This is a genomic window from Geobacter sp. SVR (assembly GCF_016865365.1).
Classification (GTDB): Bacteria; Desulfobacterota; Desulfuromonadia; order Geobacterales; family Pseudopelobacteraceae; genus Pelotalea.
On record NZ_AP024469.1, the window covers coordinates 3,463,273 to 3,484,783 of the forward strand.

Annotated in this window: 17 protein-coding genes; all 17 read right to left on the reverse strand. The window is 57.9% G+C overall.

Going from position 1 to position 21,511, the window contains the following annotated elements; genetic code table 11:
- Nucleotides 1-36 precede the first annotated feature (36 nt).
- Nucleotides 37-1,146 (reverse strand): glycosyltransferase family 4 protein, encoded by a 1,110-nt coding sequence (locus tag GSVR_RS16200; protein ID WP_173200306.1) that lies wholly within the window; start codon nucleotides 1,144-1,146, stop codon nucleotides 37-39.
- A gap of 25 nt (nucleotides 1,147-1,171) precedes the next feature.
- Nucleotides 1,172-2,383: an ATP-grasp domain-containing protein gene (locus GSVR_RS16205; RefSeq protein ID WP_173200308.1), complete on the reverse strand. Its 1,212-nt coding sequence runs from the start codon at nucleotides 2,381-2,383 to the stop codon at nucleotides 1,172-1,174.
- An 11-nt stretch (nucleotides 2,384-2,394) separates the two neighbouring features.
- On the reverse strand, nucleotides 2,395-3,411 hold the full coding sequence (locus GSVR_RS16210) for a polysaccharide deacetylase family protein (protein WP_173200310.1): 1,017 nt from the start codon (nucleotides 3,409-3,411) through the stop codon (nucleotides 2,395-2,397).
- On the reverse strand, nucleotides 3,408-4,460 hold the full coding sequence (locus tag GSVR_RS16215) for a nucleotide-diphospho-sugar transferase (RefSeq protein ID WP_173200312.1): 1,053 nt from the start codon (nucleotides 4,458-4,460) through the stop codon (nucleotides 3,408-3,410). Before GSVR_RS16215 ends, GSVR_RS16210 begins: the two co-directional genes overlap by 4 nt.
- Before the next feature lie 56 nt (nucleotides 4,461-4,516).
- Nucleotides 4,517-5,047: a hypothetical protein gene (locus GSVR_RS16220; protein WP_173200314.1), complete on the reverse strand. Its 531-nt coding sequence runs from the start codon at nucleotides 5,045-5,047 to the stop codon at nucleotides 4,517-4,519.
- A gap of 17 nt (nucleotides 5,048-5,064) precedes the next feature.
- Nucleotides 5,065-6,366, reverse strand: coding sequence for an O-antigen ligase (locus GSVR_RS16225; RefSeq protein WP_173200316.1), 1,302 nt, complete (start codon nucleotides 6,364-6,366; stop codon nucleotides 5,065-5,067).
- Nucleotides 6,367-6,382: 16 nt separating this feature from the next.
- Entirely contained in the window at nucleotides 6,383-7,504 is a 1,122-nt protein-coding gene (locus GSVR_RS16230; protein ID WP_173200318.1) for a glycosyltransferase family 4 protein, read from the reverse strand.
- A gap of 23 nt (nucleotides 7,505-7,527) precedes the next feature.
- Complete coding sequence (locus GSVR_RS16235) at nucleotides 7,528-8,457, reverse strand: glycosyltransferase family A protein (protein WP_173200320.1); 930 nt, start codon at nucleotides 8,455-8,457, stop codon at nucleotides 7,528-7,530.
- Nucleotides 8,458-8,500: 43 nt separating this feature from the next.
- Nucleotides 8,501-9,148, reverse strand: coding sequence for an exosortase C-terminal domain/associated protein EpsI (locus tag GSVR_RS16240; RefSeq protein ID WP_173200322.1), 648 nt, complete (start codon nucleotides 9,146-9,148; stop codon nucleotides 8,501-8,503).
- Nucleotides 9,138-9,971, reverse strand: coding sequence for an exosortase/archaeosortase family protein (locus tag GSVR_RS16245; RefSeq protein ID WP_173200324.1), 834 nt, complete (start codon nucleotides 9,969-9,971; stop codon nucleotides 9,138-9,140). The genes GSVR_RS16240 and GSVR_RS16245 overlap by 11 nt, the downstream gene beginning before the upstream one ends.
- 2 nt (nucleotides 9,972-9,973) lie before the next feature.
- On the reverse strand, nucleotides 9,974-11,176 hold the full coding sequence (locus tag GSVR_RS16250) for a DegT/DnrJ/EryC1/StrS aminotransferase family protein (protein ID WP_173200326.1): 1,203 nt from the start codon (nucleotides 11,174-11,176) through the stop codon (nucleotides 9,974-9,976).
- Nucleotides 11,177-11,562: 386 nt separating this feature from the next.
- A complete protein-coding gene (locus tag GSVR_RS16255) occupies nucleotides 11,563-12,618 on the reverse strand; it encodes a FemAB family XrtA/PEP-CTERM system-associated protein (protein ID WP_173200327.1) in 1,056 nt (351 codons plus the stop codon).
- Nucleotides 12,611-13,666, reverse strand: coding sequence for a glycosyltransferase family A protein (locus GSVR_RS16260; protein ID WP_173200328.1), 1,056 nt, complete (start codon nucleotides 13,664-13,666; stop codon nucleotides 12,611-12,613). Before GSVR_RS16260 ends, GSVR_RS16255 begins: the two co-directional genes overlap by 8 nt.
- Before the next feature lie 98 nt (nucleotides 13,667-13,764).
- Nucleotides 13,765-15,042 (reverse strand): glycosyltransferase, encoded by a 1,278-nt coding sequence (locus GSVR_RS16265; RefSeq protein WP_173200329.1) that lies wholly within the window; start codon nucleotides 15,040-15,042, stop codon nucleotides 13,765-13,767.
- A 38-nt stretch (nucleotides 15,043-15,080) separates the two neighbouring features.
- Nucleotides 15,081-16,016, reverse strand: coding sequence for a glycosyltransferase family 2 protein (locus GSVR_RS16270; protein WP_173200330.1), 936 nt, complete (start codon nucleotides 16,014-16,016; stop codon nucleotides 15,081-15,083).
- Between the two features lie 37 nt (nucleotides 16,017-16,053).
- Nucleotides 16,054-17,175 (reverse strand): glycosyltransferase, encoded by a 1,122-nt coding sequence (locus GSVR_RS16275; protein WP_173200331.1) that lies wholly within the window; start codon nucleotides 17,173-17,175, stop codon nucleotides 16,054-16,056.
- A gap of 346 nt (nucleotides 17,176-17,521) precedes the next feature.
- Nucleotides 17,522-21,457 carry a DUF4082 domain-containing protein gene (locus GSVR_RS16280; protein WP_173200332.1) on the reverse strand — a complete coding sequence of 1,312 codons (3,936 nt, stop codon included), beginning with the start codon at nucleotides 21,455-21,457 and terminating at the stop codon, nucleotides 17,522-17,524.
- Nucleotides 21,458-21,511: the final 54 nt, after the last annotated feature.

Genomic DNA, 21,511 nt, shown 5'->3' on the forward strand with positions numbered 1-21,511 from the left:
TTATTAGATATACCAACAGCGTGCAGTGACCAGGCATCAGCCGAACATTACCGCATCAATCGCCCCAACCACCCGAGGCCAGGTAAATCGGTCCAGCACGCGCTCTCTGGCGCGCCTTCCCATTTCCATCCTCGTCTCGGGTCGACGATAGAAGTCGAGAATCGCTTCTGCTATTCCCTCATGGTCTCCCGGCTCGACCAGGTAGCCGGCTTCTCCATCGCCGATGATCTCGGGCATGGCATTAAGCCTGGTGCCGATACAGGCCAATCCCTGCGTCATCGCCTCCAGGAATACGAAACCGAAGGAGTCGCAACGTGATGGCAGGAGGAAAAGGTCGGCACTCCGGTACTGCTCCAGCAAAGCCTTACGGTCTGTCACCGCCCCCATATAGCGGACCCCCTCCATTTCCATCTCAGGGGTATGGTTGGGCCCCACGATAATCAGTTCGAGTTCCGGCATCTGTTTCCGGGCGATTGCAAAGCCCTTCAGCGCATCCGGTCCCCCCTTCAGTTCAAAGGTGTACCCGACAAACAGACATCTTTTAGTGGGTGCAGCGGGAAGTTGCTGTCGCATGTTGTTGATGAAGAAGTCGTCCAGCCCCATTCCCACCACGGTGATGCGCCCGGCTGGAATGCCGTAGTCGGCAATCAGATGTCGGCGCACGAAGTCCGCTGAGACGAAGATATGGGCTGCCTCGGCATAAAGTCGTTGCTCGAGTTCCACGAACCCCTTACGCTGCCCATGTTCCGGAACCCAGCGGGAGTAACCGTCCTGAAAGGCGAGTTTCATTGTATAGGTGAAGAAAAGATAGTACTCCATCCGTTCAGCCCGGGGATGCGGTGCATAGAGCCCCCCGATCTGAAGGATCTTGTCTTCAGACGTGCAGACACGATCGAGAAGACGACCATTCAGCCGGGTGGTGCGGTGCCAGCCGGCGACCGAGTATGTTCCCAACATGGAGCGCCGGTGTGACCAAGTTTTACGATCGGGATGAAACGATTCGAGTAGAAGACGCACTTTCGGCCAGATTTTTTTCTTGGCATCAATAATCTCCATGCGGTAACCACGATCCGCCAGAGCATCGCGCAGATAGATCGGCAGGCCGGATGAGGAATCCTCCTGGCACACCAGGTGTATTGTAGCCATACTCGACTCCGTTCTTCCCAAGATGTTACCTGTGTGCCAACCCCAGCAACGCTGCGACGTACGCCCGGGCTTCTGCGGCAAATGGACGTGGGTCCTGCGGGTCGTAGACGTCGAGCGATGTGTCGGATGTCCCTGCCCTGAACAGTTCCCGTGCCACCTCAATAATGCCGGGGGATCCGGGGGGCAATAAAGCCTTCAGACGGCGGCCTGATTTCAGGCGTATGAGCAGGTGATCCAGCAGCCCGAAGGTCCATTTCAAGCGGTGTCCGATCCGGTATCCATGGCAGGGGGCGGGGGGCATGATACCCCGGTAATAATCAAGACAGAGAGCGGGGAAATCGATGCCTGAGGAAACCGCCAACTGCAAGGACCCCCAGAATCTGCCGTTGATTTCCATAAGTTTTGCCGTCCCATCTCTGACATCACGTTTGAACTCAACCATGGCCACTCCCGGCCAGGCGACCTCCGCAAGAAGCCTGCGAGCCGCCTCAATCATCTCACCATCCAGCGGTATGCTTTCCGAGAGGACGCTGACCCCACCTGTGGGAGGTTTTTCCAACAGACGGCGATGGGAAAAGAGGGCAAGATGACGATCAACGTCGAAAAGCGTAAACAGCCCGGTACCTTCACCGGTGATCACTTCCTGAATCAGGGAAGGATACCTGAGAATGGGTCTGCTCTCGTACAGCCGCGCCAGCTGTTGCTGATCAGCGGCATACATTACCCCGGAGGAGATGATGTTCTCCCCTTCCACCACTTTTGAATAGGCCGGCTTCACCACAACTGGAAAATCGGCGATCCGTCGCCTCTGGCGGTGGAAATCCTCACGCCCTTCCACATAAAGAGTGGTCGGCATGGCAACTCCCAGGCGCTCTGCCGTCTGAAACAGGGTGTACTTGTTCGATACCGCCGCCATCTTTTCGGGTGGAGCACAGGCAAGTTTCGCGGTATTTCCAAGAGCGCTCCTCGTCCGGTTGAGTATATATACCGATTGTTCTGTCACCGGAAATACCAGTTCGATCCGCTCCCTTCGTACAATATCGGCAATCGCTGCAGCATAGGCGGCACCATTTTCCATCGGGTCAGGGACCCGATAGGCTGCCCGACAGAATCTCGAACAGGCGGAGATACAGGTCCCCTCCTGTCCTGACACGAAGATTGTGTGTCCCTTTCTGCCGAGGGAGCGGGTTACGGCGAGAGCGGATCTGGCTTCGCCATCGGTAACAAGAACATTCATGGATTCCCTTTTCAGAACGCCTGAAGTAAAACTCGCGATCTCAGCATCGGGATAGTGGCACAGGTATCCTCGTGCAAGCCGATCCTCGGCGCATCCAGAGGGGAAATACCTGATTCCAGATACCCTCTTCGTGTAGTCACCGCTGCATCGAACCCATATTCCTTCACAATTTGCCGGACCGATTCGCTGCAATTGCCATTGGGATAGGCGAAGGTAGTAACCTTCTGCCTCAGACGGTTCTCGATCTCCATGCGGGAAAACTGCACTTCTTCGCGCACCCTCTGCAGTGGCAGCTGATCCAGAAGCTCGTGGTGAACCGTGTGTGCGCCGAACCGGACCAGACCGCTCTCAGCCATCTCTCCAGCCTCCTCCCAGTTCAGCATCAGCCGTTCTGTGGTCGCGACCGACAGATCACCCAGCAGATGAGCCAGTATTTCCTCCCGGTCGTGCGGAGACTTCTTTTTCAGCAACTCGATCAGTTCTTCGCGAAAAAGCTCGGCTTTTTTCTGCAAGCCCTCAAGTTCACCAGAAAACCGTCTGACGGAGTCCGGAGCCTGAACCTCGGCCATGGCGCCGATATTGAGGCGATCGATACAGGAACTGACCTCGTCCGTCCAGAAGGTCTTCCGGGTCCCCACATATCCGGTAGCTAAAAAGATGGTTGCCGGTACGGCGTACTTTTTCAAAATCGGAAAAGCCTCGCTGTAGTTGTCCCGCCATCCGTCATCGAACGTCAAGGCACAACACCGTCCTATTGATTCTCCTTTCCGGACTTTTGCCATCAGTTCGTCCAGAAAGACTATTTTGAACCTGCCACGAAGGAAGGACACGTGCTTCTCAAAGGTTGTGGCACTCACGACCATTCCCGGTTGCACGTGCGGCGGCAGGCGCTCCGACATCGGGACGATGCGGTGGTACATCAGTATGAACGCCTTGTCCGAAAGATACAGCCGTTCCAGCAAGGCATGGATGCCGGTGGAAGACAGCAGGGCGGACAGAACCCGTCGGATGAATATCTTCGGCGTCATGAGGACTGTTGCCTCCACAGGCTATAGGCATACAACGGACTTCGCAGAAATCCTTTCAGCGTTCTTTTCAGAAAGCTGGCTATTTCGACACACGCTGCCAATGGCAATCCTACAAGCGGTATCCACCCCAGGCCGACAACGCGCAATATCCGGCCAAGGAGCAGCCGCGGCTTGATCCAGGAACAGTCCTCATCCATTTCCGACCTGAACTTGCGAGCTTCGAGGGTATAAGGCGACAAATCCAGGTACAGGCGGTTGAAGTACTGGCGTATCCCTTTCTCCTCGTCAGGCAGACTCTTCAGCCACGGTTTGTAAACTTGGGAGTGCAGGAAGGGAGGAATGCCGCTGGCCATGTGCAACATGCGTTCTTTGACGGTATATCCGCTGAGTCCGAAGTACTGGACGATATCCCGCCCTCGCCTCAGGAAAACACATGGCACACCCGCGAATTCCCGGCTACTCAACAGGGCAGTCAGAACGTCCTGATCTCCGTACATATGTGCCGGCCTCGCCGACCACGTCAGTTTCTGGGCCTCCTGGTATGCGGAGCTTTCCAGCAGATGTCGCCAATGTTCCAGCAGGGTTCGGTGAGACTGGGTAACGCGAACAACACAGGAGTTGATCGCATGATCAAAGACCCGCCCGACGTGAAATCCCCAAGCGCGAGCCCGCATGCCCTCAGTGTCCTCATAGGCGCCGTTCAGTGCCTCCTCGGCCGCCATCAGAGTATCCGTCGGCAGATTCGAGAAACAGTGGCGGAAATCCCGGGCTACGATGATGTCTGAATCCACCCAGATCACTTCATCGCAGCCCGCCTCCAAAAGAGACAGCAATGCCAAGGGTTTCACATTGTATCCGCTGACACCGGCAAAGGGGCGCACATTCAGGCCGACCTGCGGATAACGTTGCAGCCAGGCGTAAAAGGAAGCGTCGGCAGGGGGATAAAAAAGCTCGATCCGCACCTGGGGACAATGACGCACCAAGCTCAATACCAACAATTTTACCGAGGTTTCACATGATTTCCTGTCCTCTGAGATACAAATAACCATTGTGCCTCCTATAATCATTCGAGGTGAACTTCATCCGGAATCCGAATGGGTTCTCATCATATCAGAGCCATTATCGTGGCAAGCGCACGTCGTATCTGGGCGAAACACTTTTCGAAGTGCTTCGCAGGCAGACCAAAGGGATCATTAATGTTGCACAACAGGTTCTCCGGAAACGGTGAGAATTCCCTGAGAAGCCTGATCTGGTGTCGCTTATGCGGCAGCCGCCTGATCAGCTTCAGGTACTGCCCGAACTCCATTGCCAGGATAAGATCTGCGGTTTCCATGTCACAATATTCGATGCTTCTGGAAATATGATCCGTAAGGTCCAGGCCGATTCTCCCCGCCGCATCGACGGCTGCATGGGGAGGTGGCGATGGCACCTCAACGACTAGGCCGCATGACTCTATGATTGGAACCTCTGTGCGGATTCCAGCCTTTACATACTTTTCCGCAAAAGCGCTTCTGCATATATTCCCTGTGCAGACGAAAATCACTTTACCCACTGCTCCGATCGGACCGCGGTGTCTCATGAAATGATAGCGTACCGATTCGGAAGCGTTTCTTCCCAATAAGAAAATCTGCAGCACTATTCGTTTGCATTTCCTCAACACGTTCCTACCCGGTCGTTAAATTCTTCAGGCGCTGGCGGAACCTGTTGTCTGAACACACGGGAAGAGATCATGAAAAGAGTGACGGCCAGCGCTGAGAGATTCCAGAACGGCGGATAATAAAGCACGGACAGGAATATCCCGGTGATCAGAAAGGCGAGCACGCTAACCATCAGGGCATTGTTCATATTGAGGATCGTTTCGGAATCCTCGCCGATTTTGGTGCAGAACCAGTTGATACGCTTTTTCCTGGCGTACAGGTCCTTGAGCATGGCCACGAAAATGGCCACCCCGATCAGCCCCAGTTCGGGCAACAGCGTAAAATAGACAGAATGGGTCATCCTGCCCCACATGTCCTGTTTCCAGAAACTTTCTCCCCGTTCGTCGAAGCGGTACTTGTTCATCGCCACGGGTATGTTTCCCTGCCCGATGCCGGTCACCGGGTTATGAATGAACATTTTCCAGCCGACCTTCCACAATTCGACCCGGTCCTTGCCGGTATCCTTCTGGGCGCTATCCAGGCCGACGGCCATGATTCTTTCCTTGCCATAGGGGGAAACGAAACTCCAGGCCAGGATCGCCAATATCGCGATCACCGGGATGGTTCTCATCCTGTGTTTCACATAAAGCCAGCAGATGAATCCCACTGCCACCATTCCGACAAATCCACCGCGGGAAGAAGTGACCATATTCCCTAATATCAGGGCGACCCCCGCCAGCCAGAGCAGCCACCGTTTCCAACCCTTTTTAATCCGCCCCAGAAAGAAACTGAACGGTAAAGCTATGTTCATGGCTAACGCAAAATCGTTTTCGTCGGCAAAAACCTTCCCTCCCGTAATCCCCAGCATGTTTATCCCGGAAACGCGGCTGACCGCACTGGTGGCAAGTACCAGCACGAGGGTCACCAGAACTAGGTTCAGCTTGGCGAGGTTGTCGAGAAAAATACAGCAGGCAAGCCCGATGACCAGGTAGGAAACCATCGCCTTCAGGCATATCAGGGCGTAAAAATAATTGGCAGCCACAAATACCTGAAAGGACATAAAAACCAGCAGCAGCAGGTACAACCGGAAATACTTTTCCTTCAACACCTGCCGCACTTTTGTCGAATTCGAAAACAGACAGAGGACCAGCAGCCCCTGAACCAGCAGGCCGGGCCTGAGAGGAGCAAGAAAACCGGGCCGCCCGTATTCTACGATGATGTAAAAAAGCAGCAGCAACACCGGGAATGTCAAACTCTTCCTTTTTCCATGCTCAACAGTCAACACAGCGCCGGCAAACGGCATCGTCTCAGATCTCATCGGTCCCCCTCATGCCCTAGCTCCTGCGACAGCGATGCTGTCGCCCTGCCAAGGCCTTCTCATACACCTCGATGTATCTGCGAGTCATTTTCTCGATTGAAAACTGTTCACGTACATGACATTGGGCTGCATGAGCCCTTTCCCGGTAAGGCTCGGGTTCCCGCATGAATCCCAGCATGCGCGCATGGAGCTCCTCACTGGAAGCAGGCGGGACCAGTGCGCCATAACGCCCGTAATCGAGAAGCTCGGGAAGCCCTCCCACTGCGGACGTTATTACCGGGATGCCGATCGACATCGCCTCCAGCACGGCCAGGGGATGCCCCTCGGAAAGACTGGGCTGGACATACAGATCCAGGCTGTTGACGATATCCTCCACATCGTTTCGAAAACCGGTGAACAGTATCTTCCCCTCTATGTTCAACTCCCGGGCCAGGTGCCGGAGATTGGGCTCTTCGGCACCACGTCCGACCAGCACCAGGCGCGCGTCGGGGTGCGAGGCAAGCAATTGGGCGAATGCCTCGATCAGAAATTTCTGTCCCTTGATCGGATACAGGTTACCGACATTGCCGATCAAAACTGCCGTGGAGGGGATGCCGCAGTGTTCCCGGAAGCAGGAAGAAGCCGGCCTGAAAAAATTGATGCCATTGGGAATGGTAGCAAGCTTGCCGGCTCTGACGATACCGGCGGCCTTGTTCCTGACCGCTTCAGAGACGCAGATTACCCGGCTGCTGCAGAATGAAATGGCGGAATACTTGATGCCGGCGGTGGCCGAACGAATGAAAAGAAGATCGCCATGCTCGGTACTGACATGGGGGATGCCCATTCGTCTGCTGACCAACGAAGCATAAAAATTTGAATCCAGCAGGTGGGAATGCACCACATCCGGCCGGACCCGACCGACAACCGAGGCGATGTTTTGCAAGAGCCGCACGGGAGTGCCGCGTTTATCGAACGTCAGGTAAGGCACCCCCGCCTCATCCAAGGCAGAGGCAATCCAACTGGTGCGACGCGTAGCATCGGGTTCCGGGATAGCGGCCAGCACATCCACCCCTTCGCGGCACAATCCCCATGCCAGCCATCGGAAGGCATTCTCCGCGCCGCCGTGTCCCTGAGTATGTATGATCTTCAATACCTTCATTCCTGCTCCTGACAAGAAACCGTTCAGGCCAGATGCCTGGCAGCGCTCCTTCTGATGCATCTGAAAAATTGTATCGCCTGCTGGGGTAAATAGGTGGAAAGTAGATACAGAAGCGATCTGACCTGCAGCGGATAGGTTCTGCAACTATCGAAAAAACTCGCGCGCGATGATTTATAATCGCACTGATTGAAGTTCCGGTAGCCCACATTGAAATAGATCTCGGAGTACTTCTTCCGGATTGCGAGCGGCCCCAGCTCGGTATACAAAGCCTGGTAGCGTGTTTTCATCAACTCTATCTGCCGCTCCACTCCGCTTATGACGGCGGTGAAATCGCTGCTCAGGCTGCCGACGGTCATGCGGTACATGACCAGCTTTTCGTCCACGAGAGCGATGCCGTAGTTCATTCCGATCCGCATCCACATGTTGTCGTCCTCAGCCACCGAGAGACCCTCTTCGAACAACCCGACCCGCTCGAAGACGCTCTTTCGTACCATCACCGTCGAGGTAACGACATAGCTGTTCAGAAATATGTTCCTGACAACATTTCCCCGCATCAACCGGTTCTTTTTGTTGACCGTGAAAGGGGATATTCCTCTTTCGTCGAAAAAGAAATTGTCGGTGAAAACCAGGCCCAGTGACGGGTCCTTCTTGAAAAGAGCCTCCTGTTTTTCCAGCTTCTCAGGGAGCCAGTGGTCATCGGCATCAAGAAAAGCTATCAAGGATCCGCGTGCCTGAGCGATCCCGTAGTTTCTGGCATGCGAAACCCCTTTATTGACGGTTCGGAAACAGGACACCGCAGGATAGCGGGACTGCACGAGCAGATGGGTGTTGTCGCTGGACCCGTCGTCGATGACGATGATTTCGAAGTCGGTCCAGGTCTGTGCCAGCACGCTGTCAATCGCTTTACAAATGTATCGGGCCGCATTGTACGCGGGAATGATTACGCTGATCACTGTCCGGTTTGCCTTTCAGAAAAAATGTATGTAACGGCTTCCCTTATCTCTCAACGGGCCAATGCTCCGGCAGGTGCCGCAAAACGAGTACGGCAAAATTCCGGGCCCTTTCCGTTGCCTGAGCTATCCGGTCATCTTCCGCCTGAAGGGTGACCTGAACAAAGGCCCCATCGTTTCTGTTTCTCAGCAGTTTGCTGATGAAACGCTCCATATTCTGATACACGCCGTTCGACATCACCGTGCCCCCTGCTGTCTGATACCAGTGCAGCATGATGGTATTGACTCCGTCTCGGCGGGCCCGGACATAGTTGACCATTTCCGGTGTTCCGGAGACAGTGCCGACCGGCACTCGCCGGGCCTCTACGATCGCCCATCCTGCGCCCGGCAGACAGCCATAGGGGTTATGGCCGGTGCGCCCTCCCTTGGCGGTACCGTAGTAACCTATGTACAGGTCCACATTTCTGCCGTCTCCCGACCGATAATGGCGGTAGAGACTGGCATCGGCGTTCAGTTCGCGGTTTACCGCTTCAGGAAAGCTGTCATCCGTCCCCCGATAGCCCCCCATTGCGTACGGCAGTTCCTGAAGACTGCTGCTGACAACTTTAGGCTCAGGCCGCAGGGAAAGGCAGCCCATCAGCGCAATGGTGGCCAGCAGCCCTGCCGCGGACAACAGAAAGGTCCTAGCTTCCATGGCGTACCCTTTCGCTGTTCACCATGAAAAACAGCGCGCACAACAGGGCCAGGCCAAAGCCGAACACGACCATTCCCGAGAATTGATGCAGAAACCCCCGCGCAACGGTATCGCCGAAAAAATGCGCCAGTATTCCGGTTCCTGTCACCCGCACGATGTTTGCGACAATGGCGATCGGTATTGCGGCCGCGATCAGCGACGCCTTTCTCAACCATCCCCGGCGGGAGAAGCTGCAGAGAACCAGGGCGATCATCGTCAGGGAGACGATGGAGCGGATGCCGCTGCAGGCTTCGGCCACTTCCAGCTGGGTCTGGACGAAATACAGCATGTTGCCTTCCTGATATACCGGAATCGAACACCTGCTGATCAGGGCCGCCGAGATGTGGGTGGCCATCAGCTGCAGGCGCACCGAAACGAGACTGATCAGGGAGTACGGCACCGGGATCATGAAGAACAGGAAGCTGAGCGGAAAAACGAGCTGGCGCAGGTATCCGCTCCCCAGACAGAACCAGAGCATGCCGAACAGGCATGCCACCATGGCCACCCGGGCAGGAAATGCCAGCCCCCCCGCCCAACTGACCACATAGATCAGCAGACCGGCGGCGAACAGGATTCCACCCCAGGCGGAACTGGCGATGGGGACTGTCTGCAGGATCTCTTTCTTCTGCCGGATGAAGAACAGGGCGATGAACGGCACGAGAAAGGCATGGGAGTTATCGGAATTTTCCAGCCACTCCTGCACCAGCTCCGGATACAACGGTGCGAAGGCTCCTCCCCACAATGCCAGCAGTACCCCCAGTTTTACCGCATCCCTTTTCTGCATCGTCAGTGCCGGCCTCCCTGGTCCTTGATCAACTGCGCGACGGCGTCGATGTCCTGCTGCCTGACAAAGGGATGCACCGGCAGCGATACGATCCGGCCGGCAATGTCCTGCGCTGCGGGGAAGTCGCCAGCCAGCGGGGGTCCCCCCATGTCGGCTATGCCCACCACCGTGTCCGGGTACCCGGCCGATATGCCAAGTCCCCTGCGCTCGCTGTATTCGAGGAGCCGCTCCTTGCTCCCCCTGTCGGGCATCAACAGGGGAAAGCGGATCAGGTCTGGCAGCGCTTCGAGGCCGCCTGGCAGGGCAAATCCGCGGCTGACGATCGCACTGGCGTTTTCGCGCCGAAGCCGCCGGAACAGCTCGATCCTCCCCGGCCAGCGGCATGCCAGCCCGGCCTGAAAAGGAGAGAGGCGCCTGATCGGAAAGGACGGGTCGTAGTCGGTGGTTCCCAGTTTCAAAAAGGGGAGTGATTTCGGTAACCAGTACAGCCAGGGATGAACGAGCAGGGACAATGCAATGGCATGGGCGATCAATTTGAGACAGTCGCCGGTGTCATATCCGGTAATACTGACCATGATATTCGAAAGGGCGGTGCCGATCCGCTCATTATCGGTGAGGATGACTCCCCCCTCCACGGTCGAAAAAGCCTTGCCCCTGCCCATGCTGAACAGCCCCACATCACCCACTGTGCCCAGTTTTCTGCCGTTCCACTGTGCGCCCATGGCCTGGGCCGCATCCTCGACAACCGGAACCTGCCGCCTGGCCGCCACGTTTCTGATGCGCTCCACGTCGGCCGGAACACCGAACAGATGGGTCGCAATCACGCACAAGGGGGGCTGGCCCGCCAGATGCTCAGCCAGCCTGTCGAAGTCGTAATCCAGCGAGCCGCGGGCCAGGTCGCACGGCACAGCCTGCAAACCGGCCCGGGCAATGGCGGCCGGCACGGAATAGCAGGTATAGGCCGGTATCAGCACCTGATCCCGCCCGGGAAACAGTTCCTTCAACGCCCTCAGTATCAGGACCAGGGCGGCTTTTCCTGATGAAACGGCAAAGCAGTACCGTGTCCGGTATGCCGTTCTGAGCTGCTCCTCGAAACGGGATACCGCCTGCCCCCCCTCGAACAGCCCCCTGATTCCCCCGACAATGTCGGTCAACCCCAGAGGAGCCGCAGCCGGAGGCTGGGTTTTGCCGATGCGGATCTGCATGCCCGCTGCTAGCAGTATTGGTGCCATCGCGTCAAGCCGGCGTATTTGCGCGACTTTCCTCGAAACAAAGCAGGACTGGTGGAACAAATTTTCCCCTTGCCCGGAGCCGAACCACCCTCAGATGACGGTGCGTCGCGACCCAGCCGAATGTGTAAAGAAAATTGACAGGTGTTACTTTTGTTTACCCACGACGAGCCTTTCAGGCAAATAGACATGCGAACAGTAAGAATTTCCACAGCCTGCTCAGCAGGCTGCGGAAATTCTCAGGTTGTTCAAAAATGGGCAGATCGTCGCCCCCACAGGAGGCCCCCGGAGGCGTAGCAGCGCTACGCCGCACAAGGTGGCTGACGAGGACGGCGGCGAGATGACCGTTTTTCAACAACCTGTCAGGGAATGTTCCTGACGATGGCGGGTCCCAGCATGCGAGTGACTGCCAGCGGCAGTTGCTGCCAGACCCTGATGGCGAGCCGGAATTTCGGATTCGCCGGATTCAGCTCAGGCAACGGCACCCCCTCCTCCAGCAGATATTGCCAATGGAGCTCGACCGGTCGTGCCCCCCATTGCTTTTTGAAGCGGAAGGTGCCCTCCCCCGGCGTTGAACGGCCGAAATCGAAGGTGGTCGCCCCGGTACCGATGGCGAACCTGATCGCCTCCCAGTACATCAGATTGTTGGGGCACATCTCCCGATAATCGCTGATCGAGGAGGCCCAGGGCACCTCGAGGTTACCCTTGAACCAGGTCAGCAGGGCCGAGGCCACGGTCGTTTCCCCTTTCATGACCGACAGAATCCGGGTCGAACGGGGAAAGGCCTCGAGGATGTTGTGGAAGAAGTTTTTGCCGTACACCGGCGTGCCGAGATCCCGCATGTTCCTGCTGAACACCTCGTAAAAGCCGTCCAGGAGATCGAGATGTCCCTGGCGCGTCGTCAGGCCGCATTTCTCCGACTTGCGCACCTGGTTGCGCACCTTGGGGTCGAATGCCCGCCACTGCTCCTCCTCGTTGTTCCTGAGATCGAGCAGCATGGTCACCTTGTGCTGGCGGGTTTCCAGCCCTTCCAGGCCGGTACCGAGATGTCGCAGCTCCGCATGCCGTGCGCATAGATCCCTGCGGATCGCGGCCGATTTTTCCAGCAGCAGGGCTGCCGTTTCCTGATCGTTGCAGAGAACGCCGCCATAATTGAAAAAGGGGAGCGACACCAGGAACCGCCCGAACAGGCGGCTCTGCATGTATGCCAGCGGCAGCAGCCCCCGGATGGCACCGTTGCGGTCACGGACGGCCAGGTAAAAGGTCCGGTGGCCAAAGCTCCGCTCGATAACCTGCCGCCATCCGTAGCGGTGATAGTTGCTGCCCTTTGGATGGGAGGCAACAAAGGCATCCCATACGGCTCCGTTAGTTCCCTCGAACAGTTGAACATCCACGCTTCCCGTCTCCCCTTCAGGCATTGTCCGCGCTCCTACCGCCGACACCGCTCAAAAGAGCGGCCAGCCTGCGTTTTGCGTTCCTGAGCAGTTGAAAGGCCGCTCCCGGCATGAAAAACACCATCAGATACAGAACATCCTTGAAATAGTAGGGGCGGCGCAGGGCAAACGCCACGGCCGGGTTCCTTTGGGCGGCCCGGTCTTTCGGATCGGTGTAGTAGGCGGACCGGTTAAATGCCGCCAGCATCAACTTCCGGGCCATATCCCTGTTTTCGTAGCTGAAATAGTACCAATAGGCGAACCGCCGGAAGGTGTGATACAGGTTGCAGTCAAAGGCGGGATAGAACTCGCGGTCCGAAACCTTGGGATGGCGCCGGTGCCGGGAGATCAGCTTGTCGAGCGTGTACAGGTCGCCTTTCAGGGCATTGTCGGTATTGTGCGATATGCCCGAGGTCCGGACGCGGTACGACACCAGAATGCCGGGGCAGAATCTGATCTCGTAGTGCCTCGCGATGCGCAGCCAGAGATCGTAATCCTCACCACAGAAATACTCCCTGTTCTCGTCGAAGTAGCCCGCCTTTTCAAAAACCTCCCTGCGTATAAGGGTAACGGAGGGTGTCGAGATCCTGTTTCTCTTCACGAAATCGAGGTACACCGATCCGCTGGGGTGCTCGGAGGGGAGCTGGTACGGTGAGGTCTTCCTGCCAGTTTCATCGATCAGTTCGGGTAATGAATAGACCAGGGCGCAGTCCGGATACGCCTCCAGCACCTTCACCTGCTCGGCCGTCTTGGTCGGATGCCATACGTCGTCATCGTCCAGAAAGGCTATCACCTCCCCTTGGGCGAGAGAAACGCCGCGATTGCGCGCCGCAGCGGGCCCGGCATTCTGCTGGCGGACGTACCTGACCTTCGGGTAGAAAGGGGATACAATCTTCTCGATATCTTCCTGGGAGCCGTCATCGACCACGATGATTTCCAGCAGCTCGTACGTTTGTGCCAGCGCCGATCGCAGCGCTTCGGTAAGATAGGCGATTCCGTTGTAGGTCGGTATCACGGCGGATATGCTGATCATGTCCCTCCTTACTGCCTGACCGGCTGTCGAAAAATCACCGCAGGCCCTGCTGTGCCGGGATCTTGCGGCGAATGGTCGTCGTTGCTGCGTGCAAGCCCTCAACTGTTGATGATCGGATTCGCCGCAACAGGGATCATGCCGAGCAGACAGGTATCCAGGATCTCGTGTTTGATCCTTCTGATGGTGTTGCACTTGCCGTACAACGCGGAGCATTTCTCACGCGCGGCACGGCCGATTTGGTTGCAATGGGAGCTGTCGGCAACCAGATCGATGCATGCCCGGGCAAAACCGTCAGGGTCGTCCCTGATCAACAACTCGCGGCCATCCAGAAAATCCAGACCCTCGGCGCCGATGGAGGTGGAAACCACCGCTTTACCGTAGGCGGCAGCCTCGATGATCTTGATCCTGGTCCCGCTCCCTGCCCGGATCGGGCAGCACACCACCCTGACCTCGCGGTACAGTGCATCCAGGTCATCCACGAACCCGCGGAACTCCACCCCGGCATGCCGGCCATGGAAGGATCTGATCTTCTCCGGGTGCGCCCCGGCAATGATCAGCTTCGCTGCCGGGATCCTGTCCCGGATGAGGGGCCAGATATCGCATACAAGATGATCGGCGGCCTGCGCATTGGGCTGGTACAGATACGTGCCGATGAAGAGAAAGGTCGCTGCCGGCTGGAGCTCCACTCCCACCGGAATTTCGATGGCATTGGGGATGGCGATCACCCCGGAGGCCCGCAGCCGTGTCGTCAGGTATTTCCGGTCGGTTTCAGAGCAGACGAATGTTCTTTGCGACCGGGCCGCCGCACGACGCTCCAGCCACATTAGGGAAAGGGCCTTCAAGTACTGCAAAGGCTTGGAGCGCCGGGAGGGGGCCTGCATCAGGCCGCGTGCGAAAGACTTGTGCTCGATATCGTCCAAGTCGAAAAAGACGGGCTGTTCGACCTTCCGGTTCGCCAGTACCGGATAGAACGAATTAAGCCGATGGACGAATATGGCGTCCGGTTTGCGCTCCAGGCATCTGTCGAAGGCCAGCAGCTGTTCCGGACCTGAGAGCCAGTAGAAAAACGGGTGCAGAAACCACCATTCCCTAATGTAATCGCCGAAAGGAAAACGGGAGGGGAGATCGACCGTATAGTGCGGTGAGCGGTGCGCCAGATTGACGCTGGCCGTGCATCCCCAATGCTCGGCCAGGGCCCGCTCCATGCGGCCGGCCGCCTCGGGTGAAATATCCGTCGACTGGCTGGCATAGAAAAGGATCTCCAGGTCAGCAAACATGGAAAGCGCCTCCAGGAACATCCGCATGCGCTGGAAAATGCCATGGGTGCACACCTGGATATTTTCGGGACAGGTCGAGGTGACAAAGAGGATTTTCATGATGCGCCAACCCTTCTCACGGAAGATGTGTCGCCATTTCATCGGGAACCGCGGGGATGTGCAGCGAACGGCACGGCCCCAACCGGCATGCTGATCACAAAAAAGAGGGCGCCCACAAACAGCCCCCACAGGTGGGCCGTTGCTCGCCGCCCCGCCTCACCGCCCCCCAGGTTCCTGCCGGCCGTCTTTATCATGGCCAGCACTTCCCAATAGGTGATTTTCAGGATGTCCCTGTCGCGGCAGAGGACATGTTTGCAGTAAAACGCTCCCCGGCCGATGAGATACCCTTTGAGCAGACGGTCGATCTCCGCGTCCAGTCGCCGGCCGTGATTGTGGTAGACGCACACTTCCGGGCAGTAGACCAGCTTCATTCCCCCCCTGTGAACGCGGTAGATGAAGTCCGAATCTTCGGCGGACGCTATCCGGGTGCCGGCCCCGAATCTGCCGTCAAACATGCCGATCTTTCGAAAAACCGCACGGCGGAAGGCCATGTTGCAGCCATGGATAAAGGAGAAGATCTGCCCGGCGTGTAAAAACACGCGCCGCTCCCGGGAGGTCATGATGGTGATCGGCTTGTCGCGGGGGTTGTACAGTTCCACACGCCCCCCTATCCCATGAAGGTCAGGGTCCGCAGCAAACTCGTTCACGATGCCGTGCAGCCATTCCGGGTCCACGAAGCAGTCGTCGTCGGTGAAGGCCACGATCTCGCCGACCGAGAACTCGATGCCGGCGTTTCTGGCATATCCGAGCCCCTTTTTGCGCTGATACACATAACGGACCGGAAAGGGGGACGATCTGCCGAAATCTTCGACAACCTCCTCGGAGTCGTCGGTCGAACCGTTATCCACGACAATCACTTCCAGAAAAACGTCAGGGGCAATGTCCATTTTCCGGAGTTCGGCCAGACCGGCCCTGAGACTGCCGGCCCTGTTCCGCGTACAGATCACTACCGATACCGAATGTATGTGTCCCATGTTTGAATGCACCGTCCGGAAAACCGCCGGAGCACTCTCACTTTATCGCAGCCACCTTTGTATGCCGGACATTGCTGCGAATACCGGACATGAGTGCTCTCATCTTCCTGCCGATACTGCCGAGGCACAGAAAGGCGAACTTCAGCCAGACCTCGGGCAATAACCATTTTTTCCTGAGGGCGTTCAGGTAGAACCCGCGCGCTTCGCGGGTATAGAAGGCCGTGTAGCAATGATCGGCCAACTCCACATAGATCCTGATGCCCAGCCTTTCCCTGTCATAAGGGTTCAGTTCCTCATGGTTCAGCACCTCTTCTATTTCCGAGCATTTCACCTCATGGAACTTTCCTTCCTTGCCCCAGAAGCGGTGCATGCACTTCGCCAGCAGAACCTGGCCGCACTGTGCGACGATATCGTTGTTCCCCATCTGCCGCGCCATCGAGCTGATGCGGGAAAGCACGGCAAGGTCGTTGTAAAACAGCAAATCCAGATCCCGTTCCTTGAATATGTTGGTCAACGACAGGCTGTGATGCCGGTAGTTCACCATCGGTTCCGCGAAATAGCCCACATCGTAATGCAGGGCAAAGGCGCACCACATGAACCAGTCCCCCGCGTACGGCAGATCCGACGGAAACAGGCTGACCCCGGTATAGCACTCCTTGCGCGCCATGGCCGCCGGCGCCGCAATGGGATTCCAGTGCAGGAGCCTCTTCAGGAGCTGCTTCCCTTCGAACACGATATCGTGCGACGCCAGCACGGAATACTGCAGCAGCTCTTTTTCCACTCCATCCTCGAGTTTTATCACCGGGCAGCAGACAAAGCCGACTTCGGGATGCCCTTCCAGCAGCTCTACATACCGTTCAAGCACAAAGGGGCTGCGAATGCGGTCATCAGCCGAGATGAGCCAGATGTATTTTCCGCGGGCCAGATGAATGCCTTTGTTGAAATTGGCGATGTTCCCGAGATTGGTCTGGTTGCGGATATGCCTGACCCGCGGATCGCTGAAGCCGGCCGCCACCTTTGGCGTGGCATCGGGCGAACAGTCGTCCATTATCAGCACCTCAAAGGAGGGGTACGTCTGCAACAGGATGGAATCGACGCACTCCGCCAACAGATGTGCCAGGTTGTAACAGGGGACGATGAAGGTGACCGTTGGTTCCATTTTTGAAGCCCCGCTTCCGGTAAAAGATAGGTTGAATCGTGAAGCATTCCGGCTTTCACGCGCTCCGCGCGCATGACGCTCATGTTTCGCGGTCCACGACAGTGTTAAAACATATTTAATTCACCTTTCATGCCAAACCAAAACCACTTAGAAAACAACGGCTTTTCAAGAAGAGCACAAAAAGAATATTGTAACGGTTTCAACGGCAAAACGACCTCAAGGCAAGGCTGCTGCCTCTTTGGCAGCAATGCCCGCGGATGGGCAAAAAACTACGCCACGTTAATTTATTTGCGCCGGGCTGCCCAAGCGGCCCGGCGCTGAAAACGAGATTATCCGGAAAAGTCCGCTACTGCGCCACGAACACCACATCCCTGAAGTAGTTGGTGTTTTGCCAGACCGAGGTCGGCATTGCTCCCGAAACCGTCGAATAGACCCCGCCACCGACCGGGACCTGCAAATGACCGGTGGTCACCGCGGCGTTCAGGGCGTTCGGCGCCTCGGCATAGTACCGGTCGCTGCTGTTGGATACCGCCACGATGTAATCGCTATTGGCGGTTATGTTCAGCGGTGTCGGAAGCGTGAATGCTTTCCATCCCAGCGTTCCGGAAGCGATGCTCCAGCTATAGGGGCCTGCCACCACCGCGGCGTCGCTCACCCGCCAGATGCGCACCGTGTGGCTGCCCCCCTCCGCTTGGTTGGTATAGACACGGACCTGGGTAATCTGGCCGTTTACGTCGGACCGGAACCGGGTGCCAAGTTCGTAGGCGGCATCGTTTTCATAGAGGGTCGGGGTCTGGCTGGTAAAGATGCTTCCGCTGGAAGGTAGCGGACCTGCTTCAACAGCTATCTGCTGATAGAGTGTCCGGGCTGCCTGGTAGCGGGCCTGCGCCTTGGAGAGATCACTGGAGAAATAGGAGTTCCAGGCACCCCCTGGAGAGGTTTTTGCCAGCAGGTTATCCATCCACTGCACATAAAAGTCGGCATCCGAGGCACTGGCGCGCACCGGCAGATTATCCACCGTCACGAAGATCGCGCCGGTATGAACCTGGTGTCCGTCGCTCCCCATCCTGCGTGCTGCCAGCCAGCCGCTGCCGGTGAAATTTATGGTTGCGGTGAGGCTGGCGCCCGTGCCGGACGAGACAGAGGCCTGCTTGCTGGCCACGACCACGCCATTTTGCACCAGTTCGATCGTGCCGGACAGGTTCTGGCCTGCGCTCCACTGAATCGTAACCTGCACGCTGCCGCCGCCGGTCAGTTTGATCTCGTCACCGGGAGCGGCGGTTGAATTGACCTTGAGATCGAGGAACTCGTTGTGTCCGTTGCGGGAAACGACGGTACGCCCCTTGGCAATGCCTTCGATCCAGGAACGGTAGGTCATGGGGCTATCCCCTACCTGCACGTAGGTCAATAACGACCCCAGGGGAGATCCGCTGTTGCAGGGATAATCGGTTCCGGCAGCCAGCCCCGGCCTGAAACCGCAGTTCAGCAGGCGGTAATAGGCCTGGATGGCACAGTCGGGGCACATGTTGTCGTAGCTGACACCCGACTGGGCAACATCCAGCGATATGAAGTCGCTGCTTCCCAGGGCCACCTCCACTGGGTATTCAAGCGGCGTACAGCAGTTCAGGTTTTGGGGAATATTGTTATCCAAGTACTGCATGTGGGCGAACCCGGCGATGCCGTTTTGCTGGCGGGCCCACTCGAAGATCGGCAAGGTGTATTCCTCCTGCATCTGATGCGCTTCCTGCAGCCCGAGGGCCACCACATGTCCCCCCAGGGCCTGGAACGGGTATTGGAAATAGGTGGGATCCCAGTGCCACTCCGCATCCCAATGCACAATGCGGCCGGCAGTCGAGACGGGATCGTCCTGGCCGTTCACGCGCGGCAGATCCTGGGCCTGATCCTGCACTTCGCCGTTGCCGCTGTCGGCCAGAAGCGATATCACCGACAGATTGTTCGCAGCCATTTTCAGAGGGAAGCTCGACAGCGGGTCAGGAGTGCCGCCGCAGCTGCGATGCACATGCATGTCTCCGGCATACCAGCCTGCAGGTTCAGGGCCGGATGAGGACAGCGTGATGGTGACGGCCGCGCTTTTGGCGGCAGAGACGTTGCCGGCGGCATCCCTGGCCCAGGCGTAGAGCGTCTTGGATCCGGCGCTCGCACAGGTATAGCTGGAGGGGGCCGTGGCAGACCAGCCGGTCGAGGTCGGCGATGGAGCGGTCGAGGTTTCCGTGACCAGATAACCGGTCACCGCAATGTTATCCGTGGCGGTGAAGCTGGTGATGCTTACGATCAGGGTGGAGGAACTGGACGGAACGCTGAAGGCCGTTACCGTGGGGGCAGTGGCATCACTGAGCGTAACCGTGACAGCTGCACTTTTGGCTGCGGAGACGTTGCCCGCGGCGTCCTTGGCCCAGGCATAGAGCGTCTTGGACCCGGCTGATGCGACGGTATAGGAGGCAGGAGGAGTGGACGACCAGCCTGAGGCGGAAGCCGAGGGGGTGCCGGACGACTCCGTCACAAGGAAGCCGGTCACCCCCACATTGTCCGTGGCAACGAAAGCCGTGATCGGCACCGTCAGACTGGAGGTGCCGGACGGGACCGTGAAGGCGGTCACCACCGGCGGCGTCGTGTCGCCCGATGCCGCCGGGCTGAAGACCACATCCACCCAGTAATTGTTACCACTGTAAGTCTGGTTCGGGAAGCCGCTGGTACCGTACTTGTAGACCCCGTTGCCGCCGTCCACGCCGTTGGCAAGGGCATGCAGCGGCGCGTTGTCCACGCCACCGGAGAGGAAATAGGAGAGATCGACCGCAAAGTAGCCGGTGGGGGAATAGTAGGAGGCCACGTAGGTGGTGTTGGCCGTAATGGCAGCCGGGGTAGTGAACGTTACTTCCTGCCAACCGGAAGCGCTCTCGCCGCTGAAGGTGGCCGTGGTAAGCCGGGTGCCGGCGCTCGTCCACAGGTTGGCAACGTGGGTGCCAGTGTTCGCGGTGCCTTTGTAAAAGCGCAGCCCGGTGATGGTGCCGTTGACATCGGAACGGAACTTCACTCCGACCTCCAGCGGTTGCCCGTCGTAGTCTGCCACGACTTTGGGAACCGCCGTGGCAGGCCAGATCGTGGAGCGGGCTGAAGCAATGGTGATGGTGACGGCCGCGCTTTTGGCTGCAGAGACATTGCCGGCCGCATCCTTGGCCCAGGCGTAGAGCGTCTTTGACCCGGCACTCGCACAGGTATAGCTCGCGGGTGCCGCAGCGGACCAGCCGGTCGCCGTTGGCGACGGAACGGTAGACGTTTCCGTGACCAGGAAACCGCTCACGGCAATGTTGTCCGTGGCGGTGAAGCTGGTAATTGCTACCGTCAGGCTGGAGGCGCTGGACGGAATCGTGAAGGCGGTTACCACCGGCGGCGTCGTATCTGCCAGCGTGATGGTGACGGCCGCGCTTTTGGCGGCAGAGACATTACCGGCGGCATCCTTGGCCCAGGCATACAGCGTCTTTGACCCGGCACTCGCAAAGGTGTAGCTGGAGGGTGCCGCGGCGGTCCAGCCCGAAGCGGTCGGCGACGGAGCCGTCGATGTTTCCGTGACCAGATAACCGGTGACAGCGGTGTTGTCCGTGGCAGTGAAGCTGGTAATCGCTACCGTCAGGCTGGAAGCGCTGGATGGAACCGTGAAGGCGGTCACCACCGACGGCGTCGTGTCGCCCGATGCCGCCGGGTTGAAGACCACATCCACCCAGTAATTGTTCCCACTGTAGGTCTGGTTTGGGAAGCCGCTGGAGCCATACCGGTAGACCCCGTTGCCGCCGTCCACGCCGTTGGCAAGGGCGTGCAGCGGCGCATTGTCCATGCCACCGGAGAGGAAATAGGAGAAATCGACCGCAAAGTAGCCGGTGGAAGAATAGTAGGAGGCCACATAGGTCGTGTTGGCCGTAATGGCGACCGGGGTGGCGAACGTTACCTCCTGCCAGCCGGAGGCGCTTTCGCTGCTGAAGGTGGCCGTGGCCAGCCGCGTGCCGGCGCTCGTCCACAGGCTGGCCACGTGGGTGCCGGTGTTGGCGGCGCCTTTGTAAAAGCGCAGGCCGGTGATGGTACCGTTGACATCGGAACGGAACTTCACCCCGACCTCCAGCGGCTGCCCGTCGTAGTCTGCCACGACCTTGGGAACCGCGGTGACGGGCCAGATCGTGGCACCGAAGGCAATGCCGGAGCAGAAGAGCGACAGGATCAGGATCGATGCCTGGAACAGGCCGTGCAGCGTGCTGGATCGAAGAAGGTGCATGCTGTTCTCCTCGTCTTTCTGGTGCCTGCTGCACCGCGGCTCGTCACGTATGTT

Excerpts from the sequence above, each read along its gene's own strand:
- GSVR_RS16200 (WP_173200306.1), bottom strand. The coding sequence starts at position 1,146 with ATGGCTACAATACACCTGGTGTGCCAGGAGGATTCCTCATCCGGCCTG.
- GSVR_RS16205 (WP_173200308.1), bottom strand. The coding sequence starts at position 2,383 with ATGAATGTTCTTGTTACCGATGGCGAAGCCAGATCCGCTCTCGCCGTA.
- GSVR_RS16210 (WP_173200310.1), bottom strand. The coding sequence starts at position 3,411 with ATGACGCCGAAGATATTCATCCGACGGGTTCTGTCCGCCCTGCTGTCT.
- GSVR_RS16215 (WP_173200312.1), bottom strand. The coding sequence starts at position 4,460 with ATGGTTATTTGTATCTCAGAGGACAGGAAATCATGTGAAACCTCGGTA.
- GSVR_RS16225 (WP_173200316.1), bottom strand. The coding sequence starts at position 6,366 with ATGAGATCTGAGACGATGCCGTTTGCCGGCGCTGTGTTGACTGTTGAG.
- GSVR_RS16230 (WP_173200318.1), bottom strand. The coding sequence starts at position 7,504 with ATGAAGGTATTGAAGATCATACATACTCAGGGACACGGCGGCGCGGAG.
- GSVR_RS16240 (WP_173200322.1), bottom strand. The coding sequence starts at position 9,148 with ATGGAAGCTAGGACCTTTCTGTTGTCCGCGGCAGGGCTGCTGGCCACC.
- GSVR_RS16245 (WP_173200324.1), bottom strand. The coding sequence starts at position 9,971 with ATGCAGAAAAGGGATGCGGTAAAACTGGGGGTACTGCTGGCATTGTGG.
- GSVR_RS16250 (WP_173200326.1), bottom strand. The coding sequence starts at position 11,176 with ATGCAGATCCGCATCGGCAAAACCCAGCCTCCGGCTGCGGCTCCTCTG.
- GSVR_RS16255 (WP_173200327.1), bottom strand. The coding sequence starts at position 12,618 with ATGCCTGAAGGGGAGACGGGAAGCGTGGATGTTCAACTGTTCGAGGGA.
- GSVR_RS16260 (WP_173200328.1), bottom strand. The coding sequence starts at position 13,666 with ATGATCAGCATATCCGCCGTGATACCGACCTACAACGGAATCGCCTAT.
- GSVR_RS16265 (WP_173200329.1), bottom strand. The coding sequence starts at position 15,042 with ATGAAAATCCTCTTTGTCACCTCGACCTGTCCCGAAAATATCCAGGTG.
- GSVR_RS16270 (WP_173200330.1), bottom strand. The coding sequence starts at position 16,016 with ATGGGACACATACATTCGGTATCGGTAGTGATCTGTACGCGGAACAGG.
- GSVR_RS16275 (WP_173200331.1), bottom strand. The coding sequence starts at position 17,175 with ATGGAACCAACGGTCACCTTCATCGTCCCCTGTTACAACCTGGCACAT.
- GSVR_RS16280 (WP_173200332.1), bottom strand. The coding sequence starts at position 21,457 with ATGCACCTTCTTCGATCCAGCACGCTGCACGGCCTGTTCCAGGCATCG.